Raw genomic sequence first — 21,479 nt, forward strand, 5'->3', positions numbered from 1 at the left:
GCTGATCCTGTCAGGTGGGGCTCACCAGGTCGCCGCGTCGAGGAGGGTACGAACCTCCTCGTCGGTGGTCGGCGAGAAGTCACGGTAGAAGTTCCCGACGGCCCCGAACGCCCATGGCATCTCGTGACAGATCAGTTCGTCCGCGGTGAGATCGTCGGCCGTGATGCCGGCCGGCGCGGCCGGGCTGACCACGACGACGTGGACAGCGCCCTGGTCGCGCGCGACCAGGCATGCGGCATGGGCCGTCGACCCGGTGGCGATGCCGTCGTCAACGATCAGGGCGACCCGGCCCCGCAGCGACACCCTCGGCCGGCCGCGGCGGAGCGACTCGATCCTGGCCTCGAGCACGTTGCGCTCGCGCCGCTCCACCTCACGCGCGACGCCCTCGGAGACCCCAGCGCGTGCGACGACGTCCGGGTCAAAGACCCGCACGCCACCCTCTCCGATGGCCCCCATCGCGTACTCCGGCTGGCGCGGCACCCCGAGCTTGCGGACCACGATCACGTCCAGCGGTGCGTGCAGGGCGCGGGCGATCTCGAACGCGACCGGCACCCCGCCGCACGGGAGCCCCAGGATGACCTGGTCGCGCTCGTGCCGGTCCTCCAACACCGGAACCAGGCGCTGCCCGGCGTCGTACCGATCCGCAAAGGTCGTCATCCACGACACCTCCTGCCTGCCCTCCAGCATCGCACCGGAAGGTCCGGCAGCCGGGCACAGCCCGATCTCCACGGAACCTGCACACGTCGTGCACCCCATCCGGCCATCGGGCCTCCTAGCCTCGGAGCATGAGCTCGAAGCACCGGCTGCTGGTCGTCGAGGACGACGCGGTCATCAACCAGGCCCTCTCGGACCGGCTCGAGGCCGAGGGGTACGACGTGGTCCGGGCCTGGGACGGCCCGGGCGCGGTCGCGGCCTTCGCCGAGCATGAGCCGGACCTGGTGGTGCTCGACGTCATGCTCCCCGGGTACGACGGCCACGAGGTGTGCCGCCGGATCCAGGCCGAACGCCCGGTGCCGGTGATCATGCTGACCGCGCGTGCGGAGGAGTCCGACGTGCTGGTGGGCCTCGGGGTCGGGGCAGACGACTACCTGACGAAGCCGTTCCGGATGCGCGAGCTGGTCGCGCGGATCGGTGCTCTCCTGCGTCGCGTCGAGCGCGCGGCCGAGCTGGTCGGACGGCGTCCCCTCCTCCTCGGCGCGCTCCGCGTCGATCCGGCAGCCCGGCGCGTGTGGCGCGACGACGACGAGGTCCACCTGACGCCGACGGAGTTCGACCTCCTGGTCTGCCTGGCGGCCAGCCCGGGGGCGGTGGTCACCCGCGACAAGCTGATGGCCGAGGTCTGGGGGTGGCCCGGGGCCTCCGGCACGCGCACCGTCGACAGCCACGTGAAGGGACTGCGCGCCAAGGTCGGCGCCGATCTCGTGCGCACCGTCCACGGGGTCGGCTACGCCCTCGAGACCGGGACCTGATCGTGACCACGCAGCCGCTCGCCCCGATCGCGTCGCTCAAGGTCAAGCTCGGCCTGCTGGTCGCGGTGAGCGCCACCGTGGCCGCCGTGATCGCCAGCCTGGGGCGCACCGCCGGCGTCTCGGCATGGCTCAGCGTCCCGGTCACCGTCGTGCTCGCGCTCGCCGTCACCCAGCTGCTCGCCGTCGGGATGACGTCACCGTTGCGCCAGATGACCACCGCGGCGGGACGGATGGCGACCGGCGACTACGCAGTCCGGGTGGACGACGGGTCGAGCGACGAGGTCGGCCGGCTCGCGCGCGCCTTCAACACCATGGCCCGCGACCTCGCCGACGTCGACCGGCAGCGCCGCGAGCTGGTCGCCAACGTCTCCCACGAGCTCCGCACCCCGCTGGCCGGACTGATCGCGCTGCTCGACAACCTCGTCGACGGCATCGCACCCCGCGACCCCGCGTCGCTGGAAGCCGCACTGCGACAGGCGGAGCGGATGAGCAACCTGGTCGAGGACCTGCTCGACCTCGCCCGCGTCGACGCCGGCCGGGCACCCCTCAGCCCGGAGCCGGTCGACGTGTCCGCGCTGCTCGCCGACGCCACCGCGGAGGCCCGGGTCCTCGGTCGTGCCGTCGAGTACGACGTCGACGTCTCCGAGGACCTGACGGTGCTCGCCGACCCGGCGCGACTGGGCCAGCTGGTCGCGAACCTGCTCGACAACGCGTCGCGCCACAGCCCCGCCGGGGGCACCGTCCGGGTGGTCGCCGCACGGCACGGCGACCGGGTGCGCCTGGAGGTGCACGACCAGGGGCCGGGGCTCGCCGCCGCCGACCGGGACCGGGTCTTCGAGCCGTTCGGCACCCTCCGGGACACCGAGGGCGGTGGCGGCACCGGACTCGGCCTCGCCATCGCCCGCTGGGTGACCGACCTGCACGGCGGACGCATCCGGTTCGTCGACCCCGAGGACGGCGTCGGCGCCCGGGTCCAGGTGGAGCTGCCGCTGACGCCGCCCGACCGGCCCCGCGCCGACGTACTCCCCTCGCCCGCCCCATCCGCCCGTCCCCAGGAGGACCCCATGCCCAACCCGCCCCCGCCCCCCGTCAGCGCCGTCCCGGCCGTGCCGGGTCCGCCGGCGCCGTGGACCGCGTCCCGGGTCGCTCCCACCTCCCTGCTCGACGACCTCTTCGGCGCGCTGTGGACCGACCGCGGGACACCAGGTCGACTCGGGCTGCTCGCTGCGGCGCTCGGCGTGGGCGTGTTCGCCGCCGTCGTGTTCCCGGAGCGCTCCCTCGGACTGGGCACCAGCCTGGTGTTGCTGGCCGCAGGTGCCGTGGTGATGACCGCCAGCACCCGTCGCCGCGAGCCGTTCACGATGACCTGCGGCGCGTTGTGCGTCCTGCTGGCGGTGGTGCCGACCGTGCGCGACGCCGAGTGGATCGCCGTGCTCTGCGTGCTCGTCGGTGGCGCCCTCTGCACGGTCGCCCTGACCGGTGGCCGCTCGGTGAGCGGGTTCCTGCTCTCCGGGATCGCGTGGCCACTGGCCGGCCTGCGCGGCCTGCCGTGGCTGGGCCGGTCGATCGGGCGGCTGACCGGGCTGGGACAGGGCGCGGCCCTGCTGCGGACGGTGGTCTGGTCCTTCCTCGGGCTGATCGTCTTCGGGCTGCTCTTCGCCTCTGCCGACGCGCTCCTCGCGCAGTGGGTCGACGCGCTCCTGCCCGAGCTCACCGTCGACCTCTTCGTGGCGCGGATCTTCGTGGCAGTCGCGGTCACGGCAGCGGTGCTCGGGGCGTCGTACCTCGCCCTGAACCCACCCCACGTGGACCGCTCCACCGGCCACCGCCCGGTCACCCACCGCTACGAGTGGCTGGCGCCGGTCGCCGTCGTGATCGCCGTCTTCGCGGCGTTCCTCGCCGCCCAGGCGACCGTGGTCTTCGGCGGGCACGACTACCTGCGTCGTACGACGGGGCTGACGTACGCCGACTACGTGCACCAGGGCTTCGGCCAGCTCACCGTGGCGACGGCGCTGACCCTGATCGTCATCGCCGCGGCCGGACGCAAGGCACCGCGGGCGACGGTGGCCGACCGCGCCTGGCTCCGCGGGTCACTGGGCCTGCTGTGCGCCCTGACCCTCGTGGTCGTCGCCTCCGCGCTGCACCGGATGGCGCTCTACCAGGAGGCCTACGGCTTCACCCGGCTGCGCCTGCTGGTCGATGTCTTCGAGGGCTGGCTGGGGCTGGTCGTCCTCGCCGTGATGGTCGCCGGGATCGCCCTGAACGGCGCCTGGGTGGCGCGCTTCGCCCTCGTGAGCGGTGCCGTCGCCGTCCTCGGCATCGCGGCGCTCAACCCCGACGCCTGGATCGCCCGCCACAACCTCGACCGCTACGCCGACGACGGCAAGGTCGACTGGACCTACCTCCAGGGACTCTCGGAGGACGCCGTCCCCGTCCTCGACGACCTTCCGCCGGCCGAGCGGGCCTGCGTCCTGTTCGGCCGCGAGGTGCGGGACGACGACTGGCTGGAGTGGAACCTCGGCCGCGATCGGGCCAACCTGGCGTCCGCCGACATCCCCCGCAGCGACGACGCGGTGTGCCCGGCGGTGGAATGATCGGATCGTGGCCGCCAACGAGCACGTCGAGTTGGGCCGTGCCGCGCTCCGCGTCGGGGATGCGGCCACCGCACGGGCGGCGTTCGAACGAGGTGAACCCACGCCCGAGGTGCTCGAGGGGCTGGCCGCGGCGTCGTACGTGCTGGCGGAGTACCCGCGGGCAATCGAGGAGTTCGAGCGTGCCTACGCCGGCCACCGCCTCCAGGGTGACGGCGCCGGTGCGGCCCGCGTGGCCCGGACCCTGGGCTACATGTACGGCACGACCGCCGGGGACTGGGCAGTGGCCAACGGATGGATCGCGCGGGCCAAGACCCTGCTGGGGCAGCTGCCGCACTCGAGCGAACGGGGATGGGTGGCGCTGACCGAGGGCATGTTCGCCGAGGCGCGCGCCACGAAGGAGGCCGCCTTCCACACCGCCATCGAGATCGGGCGCGACACCGACGACCAGAACCTCACGTTCGCGACCATGTCCTACCTCGGCGCAAGCCTCGTCCACGGCGACCACACCGAGGAAGGCATGGTCTTGCTCGACGAGGCGCTCGCGGCGGTGGCAGGTGGCGAGGTCGAGGACTTCATCATCATCGAGGAGATCTTCTGCCAGCTGTTCTCCGCGTGCGAGCACGCCCAGGACGTGCACCGGGCCGAGCAGTGGATCCGGGTCGGTGAGCAGATCGCCGAGCGGCGCGGGCTGCCTGCGGTGAGCGCCTACTGCCACACCCACTACGGCGGCATCCTCACGGCCGCAGGCCGGTGGCCCGAAGCGGACGCGGCCCTCACCGAGGCAGTGCGGCTGTGGGCCCTCGGCAAGCGCACGCTCAAGGCCGGTGCCTTGATCCGCCTGGCCGACCTGAGGATCAAGCAGGGCCGGTACGACGAGGCGGCGAGCCTGCTCGAGGACCAGAACGACGGCGAGGCCGTGCTCCCCCGTGCGGCGCTGCACCTCGCCCGCGGCGAGTCGACGATCGCCCTCGACCTGCTCGAGCGCACCGCACGGAAGGCAGATCCGCGCAGCAGCGAGTGCATCCCCCTGCTGGCGCAGCTCGTCGAGGCGCAGCTGGCCTGCGGCGAGGACCCGCAGCAGACGATCGCGGATCTCGCTGCGTGCGCCGAGACCCACCGGACGCCGTACACGACAGCACTGGTGGCGCTCGCCCGCGCCCACGCCGCACAGGACGATCCGCGGGTGTGGCTCCGGGACGCGCTGGACGGCTTCACCCGGACCCAGCTGCCGTTCGAGATGTCGTTGTGCCGCCTCGACCTCGCCCGGGCCTGTCGCCAGGAGAGTCCCGAGGTCGCCGTTGCCGAGGCGCGCGCCGCGCTGGCCGTCTTCACGAAGCTCCAGGCCGCTCGGTACGTCGACGCCGCCTCCGCCGTGCTGCGCGAGCTCGGCCAGAAGGTCGCTCCCCCGCGATCCTCCGGCCAGGTGCTCACCAGGCGCGAGGCGGAGGTTCTCCGGTTGTTGGGAGACGGGCTGTCCAACCCCGAGATCGCCGAACGGCTCTTCATCAGCCGCAAGACCGTCGAACACCACGTCGGCAACCTGCTGCTCAAGCTCGGTCTCCGCAACCGCGCCGAGGCCACCGCCTACGCCGTCCGACACGAACCGGCCGGCAACTAGGGGAGTTCCCCGATACCCGTCCCTCCTCGACCGGCGACGGTGGCGTGAAGGCCCGAATCCGTGCCCCACCGCCCGTCCGAGGAGAAGCCATGAGTTACGACGCCATCGTCATCGGAGCCCGCGCCGCGGGGTCACCGACCGCCATGCTGCTGGCCCGCAAGGGCTACCGCGTGCTCGCCGTCGACCGCGCGACATTCCCGAGCGACACCCTCTCGACCCACATCGTGCACGCTCCGGGCGTGGCCGCACTCAAGCGGTGGGGCCTTCTCGACGCACTGCTCGAGTCGGGCTGCCCGCCGATCGACGGCTACCGGCTGGACTTCGGTCCGGTCATCATCAGCGGAACCAGCCGACCCGTCGAAGGCACGACCACGGCCTACTGCCCACGTCGGACCGTGCTCGACGCGGTCCTAGTGGCCGGCGCCCGGGCCGCGGGTGTCGAGGTCCGTGAGGACCACAACGTCGATGACCTCCTCGTCGAGGACGGGAGGGTCGTCGGGATTCGCAGCGGCCGGCGCGAGGACCGCGCCCGGATCGTCATCGGGGCGGACGGCCGCAACAGCCACGTCGCCAGGGCCGTCCATGCCGCGGAGTACAACACCAAGCCGCGCCTGCAGTACTCCTACTACGCCTACTTCAGTGGCCTGCCGACCGACGGGTTCGAGATCTTCATCCGACCCGACCGGGGCTTTGCGGCCGCACCGACGAACCACGGCCAGACCATGGTCGTCGCGGGCTGGCCGTACGCCGAGGCGCAGGCCTACAAGGCCGACGTCGAGGCAAACTTCCTCCGGACCCTTCAGCTGGCGCCCGAGTTCGCGGCACGCTTGGCGAAGGCCACGCGGGAGACGCCGTTCCTCGGCGGAGCCGTTCCGAGCTGGTTCCGCAAGCCGTACGGCGACGGGTGGGCGCTGGTCGGCGACGCCGGCTACAACAAGGACCCGATCACCGGCCAGGGCATCAGCGACGCCTTCGTCGACGCCGAGCGATGCACCGACGCCGTCCACCGGTGGCTCGGCCAGGGCGAGGACTTCGACGAGGTGATGGGCGCCTGGCACCAGGAGCGCGACACCAGGGACATGCCGATCTACGAGTTCACCGCGCAGCTCGCCACCCTCGAAATGCCGCCTCCGGAGATGCTGCAGCTCCTCGGCGCGGTGGAGGGCAACCAGCAGGCGATGGACGGTTTCGTCAGCGTCATCTCGGGAGCGGTGTCGCCCGCCGACTACTTCTCCGAGGAGAACGTCGGGAGCATCTTCGCCGCATCGGCCGCCGCTGCCGACCCGGCGCTGGCCGGGAGCGACCGATGAGGCATTTCTTCATGCCGAGGCTGGTTCTGGGTACAGCGACGACATGGACGAGACAACGATCAGCCCGAAGCAGCTCACCCGCAACTGGGACGAGCTCCTCCAGGAGATCCGGGTCATCGAGACCGGAGTGCAGATCCTCACCGGATTCCTCCTGACGATTCCGTTCACCCAGCGCTTCAGCGACCTCAACGACTTCCAGCGCGACCTGTACCTCGTGGTGCTGGCCGGTTCGGTCACCACCACGGCCCTGGTAGTGGCTCCCGTGGCCTTCCACCGGGCCCTGTTCCGCAGGCATGCCCGGCCCTGGCTCGTCGAGGCGGCCAACAAGTGTGCCGGCGCCGGCCTGGTCATGGTGGCCCTGACGACCAGCGGCGCGATGTTCCTGATCTTCGACGTCGTCGCCGGGGACCTGGCCGGAGGTACGGCGTTCGTCCTCTCCGCGGCGTTCTTCTGCCTGCTCTGGGCCGGCACGCCGTTGCTGTCCAGGCACCGCGGCGACGACTGAGGTCAAGGACTAGGAACCAGCGGTCTCCTCGCCATGCGTGTCGGTGGCAGGACCGTTCTCGGTCGCCCCGCCCTCGTCGGTCCAGTCGGCTGACGTGCCGTCGTCCAGGGCCGGGTCCGACTCGGCATCCGGCTCGGCATCCGGCTCGGCACCCGGCTCCGGGGCGTCGCTGTTGTGCACCACGTCGTCGGGTCCGTTGACCAGGTCGTCGCGGTCGAAGGACTCCTCGACCGTGTCCCCCTCCTCGGGGGCGCGCGTGGTGTCCGTGGGTTCCGGGGTGGTCTCGCTCATCGTTCTCTCCATTCGTCGAAAGGGTCCTTGTCAGCGCCGTACCCGAACGCCTCGATCGAATCCGCCCCTCGTGGCCTCGGCGCATGGCGACGCCCCGGCCGGGTACTGCGTGGACGACCCGTCAGGTGGACCGAGGAGAGAAGATGCTGCTGCCCAAGCCCCGTGGAACCATGAGCGCGGCAGTCTTCGAGCACCTGCGATCCCCGGAACCAGCACCCGGCGAACGGTGGCCCACATCGCCGGTGGCGGACAGCACGGACGACGAGCTCATCACCCTGTGGGCGTTGCAGGAACTGAGCTATCGCGGGTTCGAGGACACCGACGGCGACCACAAAGGTGATCCGTTCGTGCTCGCCGAACGACACCAGCTCGAGTCAGCCCTGGAGGCGCGGCTGCGATCACGGTGGACCGACGTCGAGCTCGAGGACGACTTCGCCGAACAGTTCTTCGACTTCGTGGCCGCTCATGACGGGCCCTCGCTGGCCAGCTTCATCCTTCGCAAGGCCGACAGGGACCAGGCGCTGGAGCTCATGCAGGCCCGCTCGATCTATCAGCTCAAGGAAGCCGACCCCACGACGTGGGTGATTCCCCACCTGGCCGGGCGGGCCAAGGCCGCCCTGGTCGAGCTGCAGTACGACGAGTACGGGGCGGGCGACCCCGACGCGATGCACTCCCAAGTGTTTGCGGCAGGCATGGAGGCCAGCGGGCTGAACGCCGAACCCGGTCACTACATCAACGACGTCCCCGCCGAGGTGCTCGAGCAGAACACGGCGATGTCGCTCTTCGGCATGCAGCGGCGGCTGGCCGGCGCAGCGCTGGGCCACCTGGCCGGGTTCGAGGCCTCGAGCTCGCTGCCGTCGCAGCAGATGGCGGCGGGCCTGCGTCGGCTCGAGCTGCCTGACGAGATGGCGAAGTACTACGACGAGCACGTCGAGGCGGACGCCGTACACGAACAACTGGCCGTGCGATCGGTGTGCGCGGCGTTCCTCGGCGATGAGCCCCACGCCACCCAGGACGTCTTCTTCGGGGCCTTCACCTGCCTCGACCTCGAGGCCCGTACAGCCCAGCACTTCCTGGACCGTTGGGAGGCAACGGCATGAGCGCCGAGTCCTCCGCGCCCGACGTGGTCCTGTGCCCCGGAGGCCCCCTGCTCCTGCGGGGCGCCCACGTCGTGGAGGCTGCGGACGGCGGCGTGCACGAGACGCGCCGGCCCGTCAGCGCCATCTGCCGGTGCGGCAAGTCCTCCATCCAGCCCTGGTGCGACGGCACCCACAAGAGCCTGCCGGCCGACGCCCGACCGTGAGCGGTCGCGAACGGACCGGATGCCCCGCGGGCATTCGGGTACGGACAGAGAAACACCCCATCAACAAGGAGGAATCGTGGGACTTGACGACAAGATCAGCAACAAGGCCGAAGACCTCAAGGGGCGGGCCAAGGAAGCCACCGGCGCCGTCACCGGTGATGACGAGCTGAAGGCGGAAGGCGAGCACGACCAGGCCAAGTCCGGACTCAAGGACAAGGTCGAGAGCCTCAAGGACAAGATCGGCGAGAAGGTCGACAAGATCTGACCTCGCCTGACCTCGTCTGCCAGCGCCGCACGACCACCCGGTCGTGCGGCGCTGGCGTGTCGAGGCGTCGTACCCCGCAGCAAGGGCGGATGACCCCCACGGAAGGGGGTACCTGAGGTGCGCCGCCCACCGGAGGAGAACCCATGTCGAGCGACATCGCTTCCAGCATCTGGATGCCCGTTGTCAGGCCGGTCCATCCGAGACTGGACGAGGACCTCGTCGTCGATGTCGTCGTCGTGGGCGCAGGCATCGCCGGGGTGAGCGTGGCCTGGGAGCTCAGCCGTGCCGGTCACCAGGTGGCCCTTCTCGACAGCTCCCAGGTCGGCTGCGGCGTCACCGGACACTCCACCGGCAAGGTCACTGCCGTACAGGGCGTCAGGTACTCAGCCCTCGAACGCAGGCTCGGCGCGCGAGCGTCCGCAAGGTATGCCGAGAGCCAGCTGCTCGCCCTGCAGCACCTCGCCGCGATCGTGCATCGCCTCAAGATCGACGGTGCCCTCACCCGCCAGCCCGCCTACCTGTTCGCGGAGGACGAGGCCGCGCTGCCGGCGCTGACGGCCGAGGTGGAGGCAGCACGGGCTGCCGGCATCGACATGCGCCTCACGCTCAAGACCGGCCTGCCCTTCCCGACCACGGGCGCAGCGGTCGTTGCCGGGCAGATCGCCCTCGACCCGCAACGCTATGTCGCCGCCCTCGCTGCCGACCTGGTCCAGAACGGGGGCCGGATCTACGAGGACACGACCGTGACGGGCCTGGACGAGGGCACGCCGCACCGCATCCGCACCGAAGGCGGGCCGGTGGTCAGCGCCGGACATGTCGTGGTCACCACCCAGTTCCCGATCTTCGATCGCGCGCTCCTGTTCCCGCACCTGCGTCCGCGCCGCGAGTTCGTCCTGGTGGCCGATGCACCGCCGGGGTCCGTGCCTGCGATGTACAACAGCGTGGGCAAGGACGTGCGCTCGGTGCGGATCTCCGGGCCCGGCAGCCCGGATCAGCTGATCGTGACCGGGGCACCCTTCTCCCCCGGCGGTGATGCCGCCCCCGGACGGCTGGCAGACCTCCAGCGGTGGGCAGACGAGCGCTTCCACAACCCGCGCTGGACAGCGTCGTGGGCCGCCCAGGACTACGACACCCCCGACGGGTTGCCGTTCATCGGTCCCCTGCACCGGTTCGGGAAGAACATGTGGGCGGCCACCGGCTTCGGCGGCTGGGGCCTGAGCAACGGCGCGCTGGCGGGCATCCTGATCCGCGATCTCATCGAAGGCCGGGAGTCTCCTCACGCCTCGCTGTTCCACACCCGACGTCTCGCGCCGCTGGTCGTGGCGCGCTCGCTGATCAGCGGTTCCCCGCGCCTCGCCCACGGCATGCTGGGTGACCGGGTGCGCTCCCACGTGACGAGCATCGCCACGACGTCGGAGCTCGAGGCGGGTGAGGCGGCCTACCTGCGGGATGCAGGGATCTGGGCGGCGTACTGCGACGAGGTCGGCGACGCACACGTCGTGTCCGCCAACTGCACGCACCAGGGCTGCCGGGTGACGTTCAACAAGGAGGAGACGACGTGGGAGTGCCCGTGCCACGGCTCCCGGTTCTCGGTGGACGGTGACGTCCTCCAGGGTCCGGCGACCACTCCCCTGGAGCCGCACCCGGATCACGAAGGGTCCTGACGGGCTGGGACACCGGTCGCGGGCGCGTTGTCCTCAGGTGCGGACGGTGGGCTCGAGTCGCTCGAACCCACTGTGGTGGAAGACCAACGGGCCTTGCCCGCTCGACCGGTCGACGTGGTCGACGGCCTGCAGCTCGAGCAGGATCAACACGTGGTCACCTGCATCCACCTCGCGATGGACGGTGCAGTCGAACCGGGCGAGGCCGTCGTCGATGGTGATGCCGCCCCCGGCCGCCACCGTGTAGGCGACTCCGGCGAACCGGGCGGCGACGGGCCCGGCGAGCTGGCGGCACACGGCCGCGTGGTGGTCGGCCAGGACGGTGACGCCGAGACGCGGGGCCGTGCGCAGGGCGGGCCAGGTCTTCGACGCGACGGCGAGGTTCACCGAGACGAGGGGCGGGTCCAGGCTCACCGACGTGAAGGAGCTGGCGGCGAGCCCGACCGGGCGCCCGTCGATCTCGGCCGCCACCGCCACCACGCCGCTCGGGAAGAATCCGAAGGCCTCGCGGAGCCGGTCCGGGTCGAGGTCCTGGTTGGTCGTCAGCTTCGGATTCGTGGCAAGCGTGCTCATCGGACGCCACTCGCGACCGGCGCGCTGACGATGTCGGGCAGCTCGGGACCCAGCTTGAGCGACTCCAGGAAGAGCACGATCGTCGCGGCCACCGAGCGGTGCGATGCGTCATTGAGGATGTCGTGCCGACCCCCGTTGACCAGTCGTGCCCGCACCTCCGGGACACCGTCGTACAGCGAAAGGGCCTCGTCGGACGAGGTGACCGGATCGGACGACCCGTGCAGCACGAGCACCGGCTTGCGGGGCGCTGTCAGCTCGATCGAGGACCACGGCAGCGGGCGGTTGAGGGCACCGCGGGCGAACCCGCTGTCCTCCGCGATGACGCGACGGTGCACCGGGCACGCGCTCCGCGCCTCGATCTCCGCTTCCCAGGTGTCGACGCTGGGGGCGCCCGGCAATGCGATGCCGGCGACGACGAGCCCGTCCACCGGCAACGTCGGCGCAAGCAGTACGGCCACGGTCGCGCCGGAGTCAGCGCCGACCAGCACCTTGGGCGCGGGCATCGACTCGTCGACGAGCAGCTTCTCGACCTGCACCCGCGTGCCCTCGAGGTCGTCGAGGTCGACGGGCACCAGCCGCACCCGCCAGGCATCGGCGGAGATCCGGCGGCCGAAGCGCTCGTACGACGCCGCCGTCTCACCACGGCCGGGCAACACGATCAGGGTGCCGCGCGGGGTCCCCCCGTGGGGTTCGTTCCAGGAAGTCACGGTCATCGTTCTCTCTCCTCTAGCGGGCCCACGTGGATGTGAACCAGTGCACGGCTCCCGTGTCGGGGTCGTACGAGCGACGGGGCAGGGTGCCGATGTCGGCGCCGTAGACGTGAATGCCGACGACGGGCTCGTCGCCGCCGCAGCGGACCTGGTGCACGTCGTCGTCGGTCGTGCAGCACACGGTCACCTGGCCGGCGCCCCACTCCTCGGTGCCTTCTGCGACGAGGGGCAGGTCCGGCCTGGTCGGCTTCTCGAAGCGGGTCTCCACCTCGACGCCACGGTGGATCCCGACGACGCCCCAGGTCTCGTGGCCGTGCACGGGCGTGCCCTGGCCGACGTTCCACACCGCGCTGGCGATGGAGAAGGACCCGTCCGCCGCGACGTGGAGCGGGTACATGACGTAGCGCTCGGGATCGGGACGTGTCTTGTCCAGCGGCAGGTCGAAGCCTGCCGCAAGCGTGTCCGCGAGGTCGTCGCGGATCGCCGCCGTGAGGGCGTGCTCGTCCAGGCCGCTGGCCACCAGATCCGCCACCCGGGAGGCAAAGGCCTCGATCTCGGGCACGTCGCTGGTGACCGGGACGGTCGGGGTCGGGGTGGGGTGCTGGGTCATGCGAATTCCTTCGTTCTGGGCAGGTGGGTCGACGCGGCGTAGGCCGCGATCCGGTCCCGCAACCCGGGTACGGCGACCGAGCGGGCCAGGGCCGCGAGCTCCGCGTCCGCGTCGTGGCGAGGTCGTGGCGGTCGATCGGCGCGGAGCGCGCTATCGAGCGACACCGGCGCGCCGGTGACCAGCCGGTCGCCGAGCTCAGCGCGACGTACGGTGCCCAGCGCGACGCCGAAGGCCGAGCCCGGGAAGCGCAAGGTCACCCCCGGGTCCACCAGCCGGTGGTCGCAGGCCAGGACGAGGTCGGCTCCGGCGCCGACGGCGGCGCCCTCGGCGACGGCGACAGTGAGGTGCGGTGCTGCGAGCAGCCGCTCGAGAAGGAGCCCGATCCGCAGGAACCGGTGCGCCAGGGTCGCGTCGGTCTCCTGTGCCAGCCCGTCGAGGTCGAAGCCGGCCGCGAAGTGCCGGGCGTTGCCGCGCAGCACCAGAGCGGCGGGCCGGGCCGCAGCGGATTCCGCGACGACGTCGAGCAGGTCCTCGACCAGCTCAGCGCTCAGCGCGTTCGCGCGGGTCGGCCGGTCGAGGGTGACCGTCCAGGTCTCCCCCCGTTCGAGCAGGAGCGTCATCGGTTCACCCACTCGTCGTACACGTCGGCGTCGGCGCCCAGTCGTGGTGCGCCGCGGTCGAGGCGCGCGGTCAGGCCCTCGACGCGGACCGGGAAGACGACGGTCGGCGTCGGGCCCGCGACCGGGACGTCCGCGGTGGCGACCAGTCCGGTGACCTCGACGTGCGGGTCGGCGAGGATCTCTCCGAAGGTGTTGATCGGTCCGCACGGGACTCCCCGCGCCCGTAGTGCGGTGATCCAGTGGTCCCGCTTCTCCTCGGCGAATCGGGCCTGGAGCAGCCCCTCGAGGTCGTGCTGGTGGCGCACCCGGTCCAGCTGGTGGCGAAAGCGCGGGTCGTCGGCGAGCTCGGGCAGGCCGACGACCTCGGCGACCGCGGCCCAGAGCCGGTCGTTGCCGGCGGCGACCGTGAAGGCGGCGTCGGCGGCAGCGAAGCCCTGGTACGGCGCGTTGCGAGGGTGGGCCGTGCCGAGGCGGCGCGGCTCGATCCCGGAGCCCCAGTACTCGCTGGTCTGGAGCGCGGAGACGCCCAGGAGGCAATCGAGCATCGGGCAGTCGATGCGCGTCGACGTACCGCTGTTGCGGACCTGGGGAAGCAGGGCCGCGATGGTGTACGCCGCGTAGAGACCGGCGGTGAAGTCGCCGACCGGCACGCCCGCCTTGACCGGGCCACCGTCCGGTTCCCCGGTGACGCTCATCAGGCCCGACATGCCCTGGATGACGACGTCGTAGGCGCCGTGGTCGACGTACGGGCTGGTCAGCCCGTACCCCGAGATCGAGCAGTAGACGAGTCCGCGGTGGCCCTCGCGCACCGTGTCGTAGCCGAGCCCGAGCCGATCGAGCACGCCCGGCCGGTAGTTCTCCACGACCACGTCGGCTGCGGCGACCAGCTCGCCCACCCGGGCCAGGTCGACCGGGTCCTTGAGGTCGGCGACGACCGATCGCTTGTTGCGGTTCACCGATGCGAAGTTGTGGCTGAACCGCTCCTCGCCGTCGTCGGCGAACGGCGGCCAGGCTCGCATCTGGTCCCCGCTCGGCGGCTCGACCTTGACCACGTCGGCACCGAGGTCCGCGAGCAGCATGCCCGTGAACGGTCCGGCGGCGACGTGCGCCAGCTCGACGACCCGCACTCCTTCCAGTGGCCTCATGGATCAGACGGCCGCTCTTTCGGTGTCCGTACGGCGGGTGGCGGCGCGGTGCGCGAGTTCCTGCCGGACCAGCGGAAGGAGGTCGCGGCCGTAGTCGATCGCGTCCTGCAGCGGGTCGTAGCCGCGGATCAGCACGGTGTCGACGCCGATCTCGACGTAGTCGAGCATCGCGGCAGCCACGGTCTCGGGCGAGCCGACCAGGGCGGTGGAGTTGCCCCCGCCGCCCACGGCCTTCGTCGTCGGGGTCCACAGGCAACGGTCGTGCAGGTCGCCCTTCTCGGCCACGGCCAGCAACCGCTGCGAGCCCGTGTTCTCCGGGGCCCGGCCCTGCGGGTGCAGCAGCCCGACCTTCTGCCGGAACTGGGCTCCGGCGGCACCGTTGATGGTGTCCACGATGCCGTGCGCCCGTTCCCAGGCGGCCTCGTCGGTCGCGCCGAGGATCGGCCGGAAGGAGACCGAGATCCTCGGCCGCTGCGGACGTCCTGCCTCGGCAGCCCGCTGCGTGACGGCGGCGATCTGGTCGCCCGTCTCCTTCAACGGCTCGCCCCACAGCATGTAGGTGTCGGCGTGCCGCGCACCGACGACGTTCGCCGCGGGCGAGCTCCCGCCGAAGAACAGCTCCAGATGACGGTCCTGGTAGGGGAACACCTGCGGAGTGGCGCCCTCGAACCGGTAGTAGCGACCCTCGAAGTCCCGTGGTCCCTTGGTGTCCCACGTGGTGCGGAGCACCTGGAGGTACTCGTCGGTGCGGTCGTACCGCTCGTCGTGCGGCAGGTAGTCGCCCTCCCGCCGTTGCTCGGTGTCGGTGCTGCCGGTGACGATGTTCAGCGCCACCCGCCCCTTGCTGAACTGGTCGAGCGTGCTGAAGGTGCGCGCCGCCAGGGTCGGGTGTACGACGCCCGGCCGGTGCGCGACGAGCAGGCCGAGCCGCTCGGTGTGGGCGGCGGCGAAGGCGGCGACCTGGCTGCCTTCGGCCCATCCGGAGCCGTAGCCGATCAGGACCCGGTCGAAGCCGCCGTCCTCGTGCGCCCGTGCGAAGCGCGCGGTGTAGTCGGCATCGACGACCGCGGCGTTGCCGGGCCGGATCTCGGAGGCATCCGCGGTGCCGATCATGCCGAGGATCTCGACGTCGTGGTAGCGGGGGTCGTGGGTCATGAGGTGGCCTCTCGTAGCGGGGGGTGGGGTTGGTCGAGCCGGTCACGCCAGGTGACCGCGTCCTGGCACGACGCGAGCCGGGCAGGTGCGTCGGGCACGCGCGCGGGTGCGGGCTGTTCGGCGCAGGCGTCGTGGACGAACGGGCAGCGATGGGCGAAGACGCACCCACCGTCGACCGGCCGGGCCGGTGCGTCGGGCGCCGGCTTCAGCTGATCGGGCCGGAGCCGGTCCTCCTGGACCACGCTGGGCGCTGAAGCAGTGAGCAACGCGGTGTACGGATGTGCCGGGTCCTCGAGCACCGCGCGGATCGGGCCCTGCTCGACGAGCCTGCCCCGGTAGAAGACCGCGACGCGGTCGGCGATGCCGGCCAGCGAGCTGAGGTCGTGCGCGATGATCACGACCGCCAGGTCGAGCTCGGTGCGCAGCTGCTCGAGGAGGTTGAGCACGAGGTTGCGGTTGGACACGTCCAGCGCGGACACCGGTTCGTCGCAGTAGAGGAGCCGGGGTCGGGTCGCGATGGCGCGGGCGAGGGAGACCCGCTGGCGCTGGCCGCCCGAGAGCTGCCGTGGCCGCCGGAGCAGCACCTCGTCCGGCTCGAGGCCGACCAGGCGCAGCGACTCGCGCACCCGCTGGTCGCGCTCGGCCCGGGGCAGGGTGCCCGCGATGTCGAGCGGCTCCCGCACGATGCTGGCGACCGTCAGGTCGGGGTCCAGTGAACGCAGCGGGTCCTGGAACACCAGCTGGACCTGCCCGGAACGCCGGAACGCCCGGCGGGCGCGGCCACGCAGGCCACCGATGTCCTGTCCCGCGAACTCGATCGTGCCTGCGGCGGGTGCGACCAGGCCGACCGTTGCCCGGGCGAGGGTGGTCTTGCCCGAACCGGTCTCGCCCACGATGCCGACGATCTCGCCCGACCGGATGTCGAGGTCTGCCTCGACGAGTGCGGCACCGGTGCCGAGGTGGGTGCCCTTGCGCGGTGGCGCGTAGGAGACCGACAGGCCGCGGACGCTCAGCAGGGGCGCCGACTCCGGTGTGGTCGCCGTGACCAGGGGCCGTTCCTGGGTCGTCGTCATGCCGACACCGCCTGTGCCGTCGTCGTGCTTGTGTCCCGTGCCAGCGGGTCCGCGAGGACGCAGCGGCTGGTCCGCTCTCCCCCGAGATCGGCGACCGGCACCGGGCCGGTCACACAGGCCGCCATGGCGTGGGCGCACCGTGGCGCGAACCGGCATCCCGGCATCTGCTCGCCGGCCGCCGGCGGCTGGCCGGGGATCACGTCGAGCCGGCGCCGGTGCCAGCTGCCGATCGTCGCGACTCCCATGAGTGCCTGGGTGTACGGGTGCTGGGGATCGCGCAGCACCTGGTCCGTCGGTCCGCTCTCCACCACCTGGCCGCCGTACATGACGAGGATGCGGTCGCAGCTCTCGGCGACGACGGCGAGGTCGTGGGTGACCAGGAGCAGGGACAGGCCGTGCGTGTCCCGCAGCCGGCGCAGCAGGGCCAGGATCTCGGCCTGGATCACCACGTCCAGGGCAGTGGTCGCCTCGTCGGCGATGAGCAGCTCCGGCTCGCACGACACCGCGATGGCGATCAGGACGCGCTGCAGCATGCCGCCCGAGAGCTGGTGCGGGTACTGGTGGAACACGTTCGCCGGGTCGTGCAGGCCGACCTCGTCGAAGAGCTCGATCGAGCGAAGCTGCGCGGCCCGCCGCGACAGGCCGCCCTTGACCCGCAGCTGCTCGGCCAGCTGGTGGCCGACGGTGAGGGAGGGGTTGAGGTACGACGCCGGGTCCTGGAACACCGCGCCGATGCGCACCGCCCGGACCTGGTCCCACGTCGATCGTCGCGCCCCGGTGAGCTCCACCGCGTCGGTGCCCGCACCGAGCACGATGCGGCCGGCGTCGACCCGACCGGTGGCGGGGAGCAGTCCGAGGACGGCACGGCAGGTGAGCGTCTTGCCACTGCCCGACTCACCGACCAGCCCGACCGACTCACCCCGACGGATCGCGAAGGACACGTCGTGGACGGCGACGAGCCCGTCGGCGACCGAGACCTGGAGCTCGTTGACCTCCAGCGTGTTCTGCACGCGGGTCTCCTCATGCGGGGACGACATCGGAATGCTCCTTTCGGGCAGGGGCGGACGAGACGATTCGGGTACGGCGCCGGGGCGCCTCGGTGGCTCCGGTGGCATCGCGGATCGCGTCGGCCAGCAGGTTGAGGGAGCCGACGGTCGCCATCATGAGCAGCGCCGGGAACACGGGCGCCCAGGGTTGCTGGGCGAGGTAGCCCAGGTCGGACGACAGCATCCCGCCCCAGGTCGGCGCCGGCGGGGTGACGCCGAGGCCGAGGAACGCCAGCGAGGCCACCACGAGCAGCGCAGATCCGGTGGCATGGGCAGCTGTCACCGCGACGTTCGGCAGGACCTTGCTCCAGATGTGCCGACGCAGGGTCCACCACTCGGTGGCACCCATCAGCTCGGCGGCCTCGACGTACTGCACCTTGCGAAGGCCGAGCGTCGCGGCACGGGTCACGCGATAGAAGACCGGGCTGATGAGGACGCCGATCGCGACCATGGCCTGCTGCAACCCGTTGCCGAGCGTGCCGGCCACCGCGATGGCGAAGACCGTGAACGGCAGGACCACGAGGGTGTCGCTCGTGCGGAGCGTGATCCACTCCAGGCGCGGCCCGAGCCAGGCCGATGCCAGTCCGGCCGGTACCCCGAGGAGTCCGCCGATGAGCACCGCCTCGACCGCACCGACCACCGAGAGGCGGGTCCCCTCCATCAGGCGACTGAGCACGTCACGGCCGACGTAGTCGGTCCCGAGGAGGTGGCTCGCGCTGGGACCCTGCAGGACCTCGTCGGTGTACTGATGGAGCGGGTCGTGCGGGGCGAGGGCGCCGCCGAAGAGCGCAAGGAAACCGACACCGAACAGGATGACGAGGGCAAGGCGTGCGCTCGGCACCCGCCACAGGGCTGCGAGGGTCCTCATCGGGCCACCCCCGCCGTGCCGTCGCCACGGCGGGCGACCGGGTTGAGCAGCGTCTGCAGGACGTTGATCACCAGGCTGGCGATGACGACCACCACGGCCGTGACCAGCAGGGTCCCGAGAACGACCGGGACGTCACCGCGCTCGGCGGACTGCAGGGCGAGCTGGGCGACACCGGGAAGCCCGAAGAGCTTCTCCGTCATCACCGCGCCGCCGATGATCAGCGGGATGGCGAGACCGATCACGGCCAGCGTCGGGCCGGCCGCGTTGCGCAGGACGTGCCCGAAGAGCACGCGGCGCCGCCCGAATCCGCGCATCTCCGCACCGACCGCATAGTTCTCACGCAGCTCGCCGGTGAGCGAGGTCCGCAGCTGGCGTGCGATCGAAGCGGCCACGTCGAGGCTCAGGGCCAGGCCGGGCAGGATCGAGAACCGCAGCCACTGCACGGGGTCGACCCCGATCGGGACGTAGCCGCCGGCGGGCAGCAGCTCGAGCTTGACGGAGAACACGACGATCAGGGCCATGCCGATGACGAAGGGCGGCAGGGTGCCCAGCAGGGAGCACACCAGCGTGACCGCGCGGTCGAACACACCGCCGTTGCTGAGCGCGGCGCCGATGCCGGCACCACCGCCGATGACGATCGCCAGGGCCAGGGCCAAGGCGGCGATCGACAGGTCCACGGGCAGCGCGGCGCGGATGCTGTCGGCGACCGGGATGGTCGTGAACCACGACCGGCCGAGGTCTCCGGTGAGTCCGTTGCCCACCCAGCTGAAGTACTGCACGACCAGCGGTCGGTCGAGGCCGAACTCGTGGTTGAGGCGGGCGATGTCCTCCGGCGTGGCGGTCTCCCCCAGCGCCGCGGCCGCCGGGTTGCTGTCGCTGAGGGCGCCGAGCGCGAAGGTGATCACCGAGGCGAGGAGGAGCACCGTGATGGTGATGGCGAGGGAACCGGCCAGGGACCGCAACCACGGCGTGGTGCGTCGTACGACGCCCGCCACCGTCCCGCGGCCGGTGACCGTGATGGTCACCGGCCGGGCGGGAGCGGCCACGCTCATGACGTGGACACCCCCTCGAAGCGGCGCAGGCTCGGGGACTTCGGCAGCTCGGAGACGCCCTTGCGGGCGATGATCGACGGCGTCAGGTACAGGAAGGTGTTCGGATAGGTGGTGACCGCGATCCGGGTGGCCTCCTGGAGCAGTGCCGGGTAGCCCGGGTCGTCGGTCGGCGTCTCCTTGACCTTCTTGAGCTGGGCCTCGAGATCCGCGTTGGACTGACGGTTCGGGTTCATCAGCCCTTCGGCGCCGAACAGCACCTGGAAGGCCTGCACCGGGGACTCGCGACCCGCGAACCCGTCGTAGGCCAGCGCCTTCGAGTGCTCGATGTAGACGAGCTGGGTGTGCTGTGTCTGGGGGATGGTCTCGATCCTGACCTCGATCCCGACCTCCTTGAGCTGCGCCTGGATCAGCTCGACAGCGGCCGGCGCGAACCCGGAGCTGGTCAACACCGCCGGGACCGGCTTGGTGTAGCCGGCATCGGCCAGGATCTGGCGCGCCTTGTCCGGGTTGTGGGCGTAGACGTCCGCAAGCGCGGGGTTGTAGCCGACGTACCCCGGCGGGAAGGGCTGGTAGTTGACGTCGCCGATGCCGAAGTTGGCGACCTCCTTGATCTTCTCCCGGTCGATCGCGAACTTCAGCGCCTCCACGACGGCCGGGTCGTCGAACGGGGCCTTGCCTGCGTGGACGTCCAGGACGCTGACGAACATCGACTCCAGGATCTGGACGTCCAGTCCGGCGTCCTTGGCCTGCTGCACCTGTGCGCCGCCGATCCGGGCGAGGTTGTACTGGCCCGACTGGACGGACGCGACGACGGTGGCCGGGTCTGCCTGCGGGTAGAGCTCGAAGGCGTCGACCTTGATCTCGTCCGCGGCCAGGAAGTTCGGGTTCTTCTTCGCCGAGGCGTGGTCGTTCTGGGTGTACTTGGTCACCTGGAACGGGCCCGAACCCGCAGGTTGCGTGGCGAGCGACGCCGCGTCCTTCTCGAAGACCGCGGGGTTGACGACCATGCCGGTCTTGCCTGCGAACAGCAAGGGGTACTGGTAGTCGACCTCGCTCAGCTCCACCACGACGTCACGGGCGCCCGATGCCGAGACCTTCTTGATCGTCTTCATCTGCGGCGCGATGAGGGAGCCGTCCTGGGTGCGACCGCGTTCGATCGATTTCGCGACGGCGGTGGCGTCGAGGGGGCTGCCGTCGCTGAACTTCAGGCCGGAGCGCAAGGTGAAGGTCACCCGCTTGCCCGAGGCGTCGTACTTCCACGACTCGGCCAACCACGGAATGGCGTTGCCCTCCTGGTCCAGCGCGGTGATTGGGTCGTAGGCCAGGGCGAGCATCTGGACGTCCGAGCCTGCCGACGAGGTGACCGGGTCCCACGTCGTCGGCAGCTGCCAGGCCCACTTGATGGTGCCCGAGCCGCTGCCGGAGCCAGTACCGGACGACGTACCGCCGCATGCTTCCAGCGCCAGGATCAGGCCCGCGCCCAGGCTGGCGCCCAGGAAGGTACGGCGGTTCAGGTTCGTTGCAGGCGGACGGGAACGGAGGGACATCGAGATCTGCTTTCGGGTTGAGGTGTTTCGGTGTGGTGGGACCGGGCGCCCGGCGGGTGCAGCC

General features: G+C 71.3%; 22 protein-coding genes. 9 read left to right on the plus strand and 13 right to left on the minus strand.

Annotated features, from left to right (window positions below):
* Positions 1 to 21: 21 nt before the first annotated feature.
* Entirely contained in the window at positions 22 to 657 is a 636-nt protein-coding gene (locus tag ACOACQ_RS03035) for a phosphoribosyltransferase (RefSeq protein ID WP_420287592.1), read from the minus strand.
* A 128-nt stretch (positions 658 to 785) separates the two neighbouring features.
* Here ACOACQ_RS03035 and ACOACQ_RS03040 point away from each other — a divergent pair, with 128 nt between their 5' ends.
* The 5 genes from ACOACQ_RS03040 (at position 786) to ACOACQ_RS03060 (ending at position 7,496) form a co-directional block, all read left to right on the plus strand.
* Positions 786 to 1,469 (plus strand): response regulator, encoded by a 684-nt coding sequence (locus ACOACQ_RS03040; RefSeq protein WP_378598023.1) that lies wholly within the window; start codon positions 786 to 788, stop codon positions 1,467 to 1,469.
* 2 nt (positions 1,470 to 1,471) lie between these two features.
* Positions 1,472 to 4,063 (plus strand): DUF4153 domain-containing protein, encoded by a 2,592-nt coding sequence (locus tag ACOACQ_RS03045; protein WP_420287593.1) that lies wholly within the window; start codon positions 1,472 to 1,474, stop codon positions 4,061 to 4,063.
* A 7-nt stretch (positions 4,064 to 4,070) separates the two neighbouring features.
* The gene (locus ACOACQ_RS03050) at positions 4,071 to 5,681 is read left to right on the plus strand and encodes a LuxR C-terminal-related transcriptional regulator (RefSeq protein ID WP_420287594.1); all 1,611 of its coding nucleotides are present in this window, start codon (positions 4,071 to 4,073) and stop codon (positions 5,679 to 5,681) included.
* 89 nt (positions 5,682 to 5,770) lie between these two features.
* Positions 5,771 to 6,991 carry an NAD(P)/FAD-dependent oxidoreductase gene (locus ACOACQ_RS03055; RefSeq protein WP_420287595.1) on the plus strand — a complete coding sequence of 407 codons (1,221 nt, stop codon included), beginning with the start codon at positions 5,771 to 5,773 and terminating at the stop codon, positions 6,989 to 6,991.
* 43 nt (positions 6,992 to 7,034) lie between these two features.
* Entirely contained in the window at positions 7,035 to 7,496 is a 462-nt protein-coding gene (locus tag ACOACQ_RS03060; RefSeq protein ID WP_420287596.1) for a DUF6328 family protein, read from the plus strand.
* Positions 7,497 to 7,505: 9 nt separating this feature from the next.
* Here the strand turns inward: ACOACQ_RS03060 and ACOACQ_RS03065 are convergent, their stop codons facing one another.
* Complete coding sequence (locus ACOACQ_RS03065) at positions 7,506 to 7,787, minus strand: hypothetical protein (protein ID WP_378597063.1); 282 nt, start codon at positions 7,785 to 7,787, stop codon at positions 7,506 to 7,508.
* A gap of 143 nt (positions 7,788 to 7,930) precedes the next feature.
* On the opposite strand from ACOACQ_RS03065, the gene ACOACQ_RS03070 reads away from it, so the two are divergent.
* From ACOACQ_RS03070 to ACOACQ_RS03085, 4 genes are all read left to right on the plus strand, one after another.
* Positions 7,931 to 8,887 carry an iron-containing redox enzyme family protein gene (locus ACOACQ_RS03070; RefSeq protein ID WP_420287597.1) on the plus strand — a complete coding sequence of 319 codons (957 nt, stop codon included), beginning with the start codon at positions 7,931 to 7,933 and terminating at the stop codon, positions 8,885 to 8,887.
* Positions 8,884 to 9,090, plus strand: a complete 207-nt coding sequence (locus tag ACOACQ_RS03075; protein WP_378597065.1) for a CDGSH iron-sulfur domain-containing protein — start codon at positions 8,884 to 8,886, stop codon at positions 9,088 to 9,090. Before ACOACQ_RS03070 ends, ACOACQ_RS03075 begins: the two co-directional genes overlap by 4 nt.
* Before the next feature lie 76 nt (positions 9,091 to 9,166).
* Positions 9,167 to 9,355: a CsbD family protein gene (locus ACOACQ_RS03080; RefSeq protein WP_378597066.1), complete on the plus strand. Its 189-nt coding sequence runs from the start codon at positions 9,167 to 9,169 to the stop codon at positions 9,353 to 9,355.
* Between the two features lie 143 nt (positions 9,356 to 9,498).
* A complete protein-coding gene (locus ACOACQ_RS03085; protein WP_420287598.1) occupies positions 9,499 to 11,019 on the plus strand; it encodes an FAD-dependent oxidoreductase in 1,521 nt (506 codons plus the stop codon).
* A gap of 33 nt (positions 11,020 to 11,052) precedes the next feature.
* On the opposite strand, the gene ACOACQ_RS03090 is transcribed toward ACOACQ_RS03085, so the two are convergent.
* Genes ACOACQ_RS03090 through ACOACQ_RS03140 form a run of 11 tightly spaced genes read right to left on the minus strand, consistent with a single transcriptional unit; the run spans position 11,053 to position 21,415 of the window.
* A complete protein-coding gene (locus ACOACQ_RS03090; protein WP_420287599.1) occupies positions 11,053 to 11,589 on the minus strand; it encodes a flavin reductase family protein in 537 nt (178 codons plus the stop codon).
* Complete coding sequence (locus ACOACQ_RS03095) at positions 11,586 to 12,302, minus strand: alpha/beta hydrolase (RefSeq protein WP_420287600.1); 717 nt, start codon at positions 12,300 to 12,302, stop codon at positions 11,586 to 11,588. The genes ACOACQ_RS03090 and ACOACQ_RS03095 overlap by 4 nt, the downstream gene beginning before the upstream one ends.
* 13 nt (positions 12,303 to 12,315) lie before the next feature.
* Complete coding sequence (locus tag ACOACQ_RS03100) at positions 12,316 to 12,909, minus strand: hypothetical protein (RefSeq protein ID WP_420287601.1); 594 nt, start codon at positions 12,907 to 12,909, stop codon at positions 12,316 to 12,318.
* Entirely contained in the window at positions 12,906 to 13,529 is a 624-nt protein-coding gene (locus ACOACQ_RS03105) for an enoyl-CoA hydratase-related protein (protein WP_420287602.1), read from the minus strand. Before ACOACQ_RS03105 ends, ACOACQ_RS03100 begins: the two co-directional genes overlap by 4 nt.
* Positions 13,526 to 14,674 (minus strand): CaiB/BaiF CoA transferase family protein, encoded by a 1,149-nt coding sequence (locus ACOACQ_RS03110; protein WP_420287603.1) that lies wholly within the window; start codon positions 14,672 to 14,674, stop codon positions 13,526 to 13,528. Before ACOACQ_RS03110 ends, ACOACQ_RS03105 begins: the two co-directional genes overlap by 4 nt.
* A 3-nt stretch (positions 14,675 to 14,677) precedes the next feature.
* Entirely contained in the window at positions 14,678 to 15,829 is a 1,152-nt protein-coding gene (locus ACOACQ_RS03115) for an LLM class flavin-dependent oxidoreductase (RefSeq protein WP_378596927.1), read from the minus strand.
* Positions 15,826 to 16,902 (minus strand): ABC transporter ATP-binding protein, encoded by a 1,077-nt coding sequence (locus ACOACQ_RS03120; protein WP_420287604.1) that lies wholly within the window; start codon positions 16,900 to 16,902, stop codon positions 15,826 to 15,828. Before ACOACQ_RS03120 ends, ACOACQ_RS03115 begins: the two co-directional genes overlap by 4 nt.
* A complete protein-coding gene (locus ACOACQ_RS03125) occupies positions 16,899 to 17,939 on the minus strand; it encodes an ABC transporter ATP-binding protein (RefSeq protein ID WP_420287605.1) in 1,041 nt (346 codons plus the stop codon). Before ACOACQ_RS03125 ends, ACOACQ_RS03120 begins: the two co-directional genes overlap by 4 nt.
* The gene (locus ACOACQ_RS03130; protein WP_378596930.1) at positions 17,923 to 18,816 is read right to left on the minus strand and encodes an ABC transporter permease; all 894 of its coding nucleotides are present in this window, start codon (positions 18,814 to 18,816) and stop codon (positions 17,923 to 17,925) included. The genes ACOACQ_RS03125 and ACOACQ_RS03130 overlap by 17 nt, the downstream gene beginning before the upstream one ends.
* A complete protein-coding gene (locus ACOACQ_RS03135) occupies positions 18,813 to 19,868 on the minus strand; it encodes an ABC transporter permease (RefSeq protein ID WP_378596931.1) in 1,056 nt (351 codons plus the stop codon). The genes ACOACQ_RS03130 and ACOACQ_RS03135 overlap by 4 nt, the downstream gene beginning before the upstream one ends.
* Positions 19,865 to 21,415 (minus strand): ABC transporter substrate-binding protein, encoded by a 1,551-nt coding sequence (locus ACOACQ_RS03140; RefSeq protein WP_378596932.1) that lies wholly within the window; start codon positions 21,413 to 21,415, stop codon positions 19,865 to 19,867. Before ACOACQ_RS03140 ends, ACOACQ_RS03135 begins: the two co-directional genes overlap by 4 nt.
* Positions 21,416 to 21,479: the final 64 nt, after the last annotated feature.

This window comes from Nocardioides sp. CPCC 206347 (assembly GCF_048654605.1).
Lineage (GTDB): Bacteria > Actinomycetota > Actinomycetes > Propionibacteriales > Nocardioidaceae > Nocardioides.

Bases quoted from the DNA above. Each gene is read 5' to 3' on its own strand.
- ACOACQ_RS03100 (WP_420287601.1), bottom strand. From the start codon at position 12,909: ATGACCCAGCACCCCACCCCGACCCCGACCGTCCCGGTCACCAGCGAC.
- ACOACQ_RS03110 (WP_420287603.1), bottom strand. From the start codon at position 14,674: ATGAGGCCACTGGAAGGAGTGCGGGTCGTCGAGCTGGCGCACGTCGCC.
- ACOACQ_RS03075 (WP_378597065.1), top strand. From the start codon at position 8,884: ATGAGCGCCGAGTCCTCCGCGCCCGACGTGGTCCTGTGCCCCGGAGGC.
- ACOACQ_RS03040 (WP_378598023.1), top strand. From the start codon at position 786: ATGAGCTCGAAGCACCGGCTGCTGGTCGTCGAGGACGACGCGGTCATC.
- ACOACQ_RS03090 (WP_420287599.1), bottom strand. From the start codon at position 11,589: ATGAGCACGCTTGCCACGAATCCGAAGCTGACGACCAACCAGGACCTC.
- ACOACQ_RS03140 (WP_378596932.1), bottom strand. From the start codon at position 21,415: ATGTCCCTCCGTTCCCGTCCGCCTGCAACGAACCTGAACCGCCGTACC.
- ACOACQ_RS03065 (WP_378597063.1), bottom strand. From the start codon at position 7,787: ATGAGCGAGACCACCCCGGAACCCACGGACACCACGCGCGCCCCCGAG.
- ACOACQ_RS03095 (WP_420287600.1), bottom strand. From the start codon at position 12,302: ATGACCGTGACTTCCTGGAACGAACCCCACGGGGGGACCCCGCGCGGC.
- ACOACQ_RS03120 (WP_420287604.1), bottom strand. From the start codon at position 16,902: ATGACGACGACCCAGGAACGGCCCCTGGTCACGGCGACCACACCGGAG.
- ACOACQ_RS03125 (WP_420287605.1), bottom strand. From the start codon at position 17,939: ATGTCGTCCCCGCATGAGGAGACCCGCGTGCAGAACACGCTGGAGGTC.
- ACOACQ_RS03070 (WP_420287597.1), top strand. From the start codon at position 7,931: ATGCTGCTGCCCAAGCCCCGTGGAACCATGAGCGCGGCAGTCTTCGAG.
- ACOACQ_RS03130 (WP_378596930.1), bottom strand. From the start codon at position 18,816: ATGAGGACCCTCGCAGCCCTGTGGCGGGTGCCGAGCGCACGCCTTGCC.
- ACOACQ_RS03085 (WP_420287598.1), top strand. From the start codon at position 9,499: ATGTCGAGCGACATCGCTTCCAGCATCTGGATGCCCGTTGTCAGGCCG.
- ACOACQ_RS03135 (WP_378596931.1), bottom strand. From the start codon at position 19,868: ATGAGCGTGGCCGCTCCCGCCCGGCCGGTGACCATCACGGTCACCGGC.
- ACOACQ_RS03105 (WP_420287602.1), bottom strand. From the start codon at position 13,529: ATGACGCTCCTGCTCGAACGGGGGGAGACCTGGACGGTCACCCTCGAC.
- ACOACQ_RS03115 (WP_378596927.1), bottom strand. From the start codon at position 15,829: ATGACCCACGACCCCCGCTACCACGACGTCGAGATCCTCGGCATGATC.
- ACOACQ_RS03055 (WP_420287595.1), top strand. From the start codon at position 5,771: ATGAGTTACGACGCCATCGTCATCGGAGCCCGCGCCGCGGGGTCACCG.
- ACOACQ_RS03060 (WP_420287596.1), top strand. From the start codon at position 7,035: ATGGACGAGACAACGATCAGCCCGAAGCAGCTCACCCGCAACTGGGAC.
- ACOACQ_RS03035 (WP_420287592.1), bottom strand. From the start codon at position 657: ATGACGACCTTTGCGGATCGGTACGACGCCGGGCAGCGCCTGGTTCCG.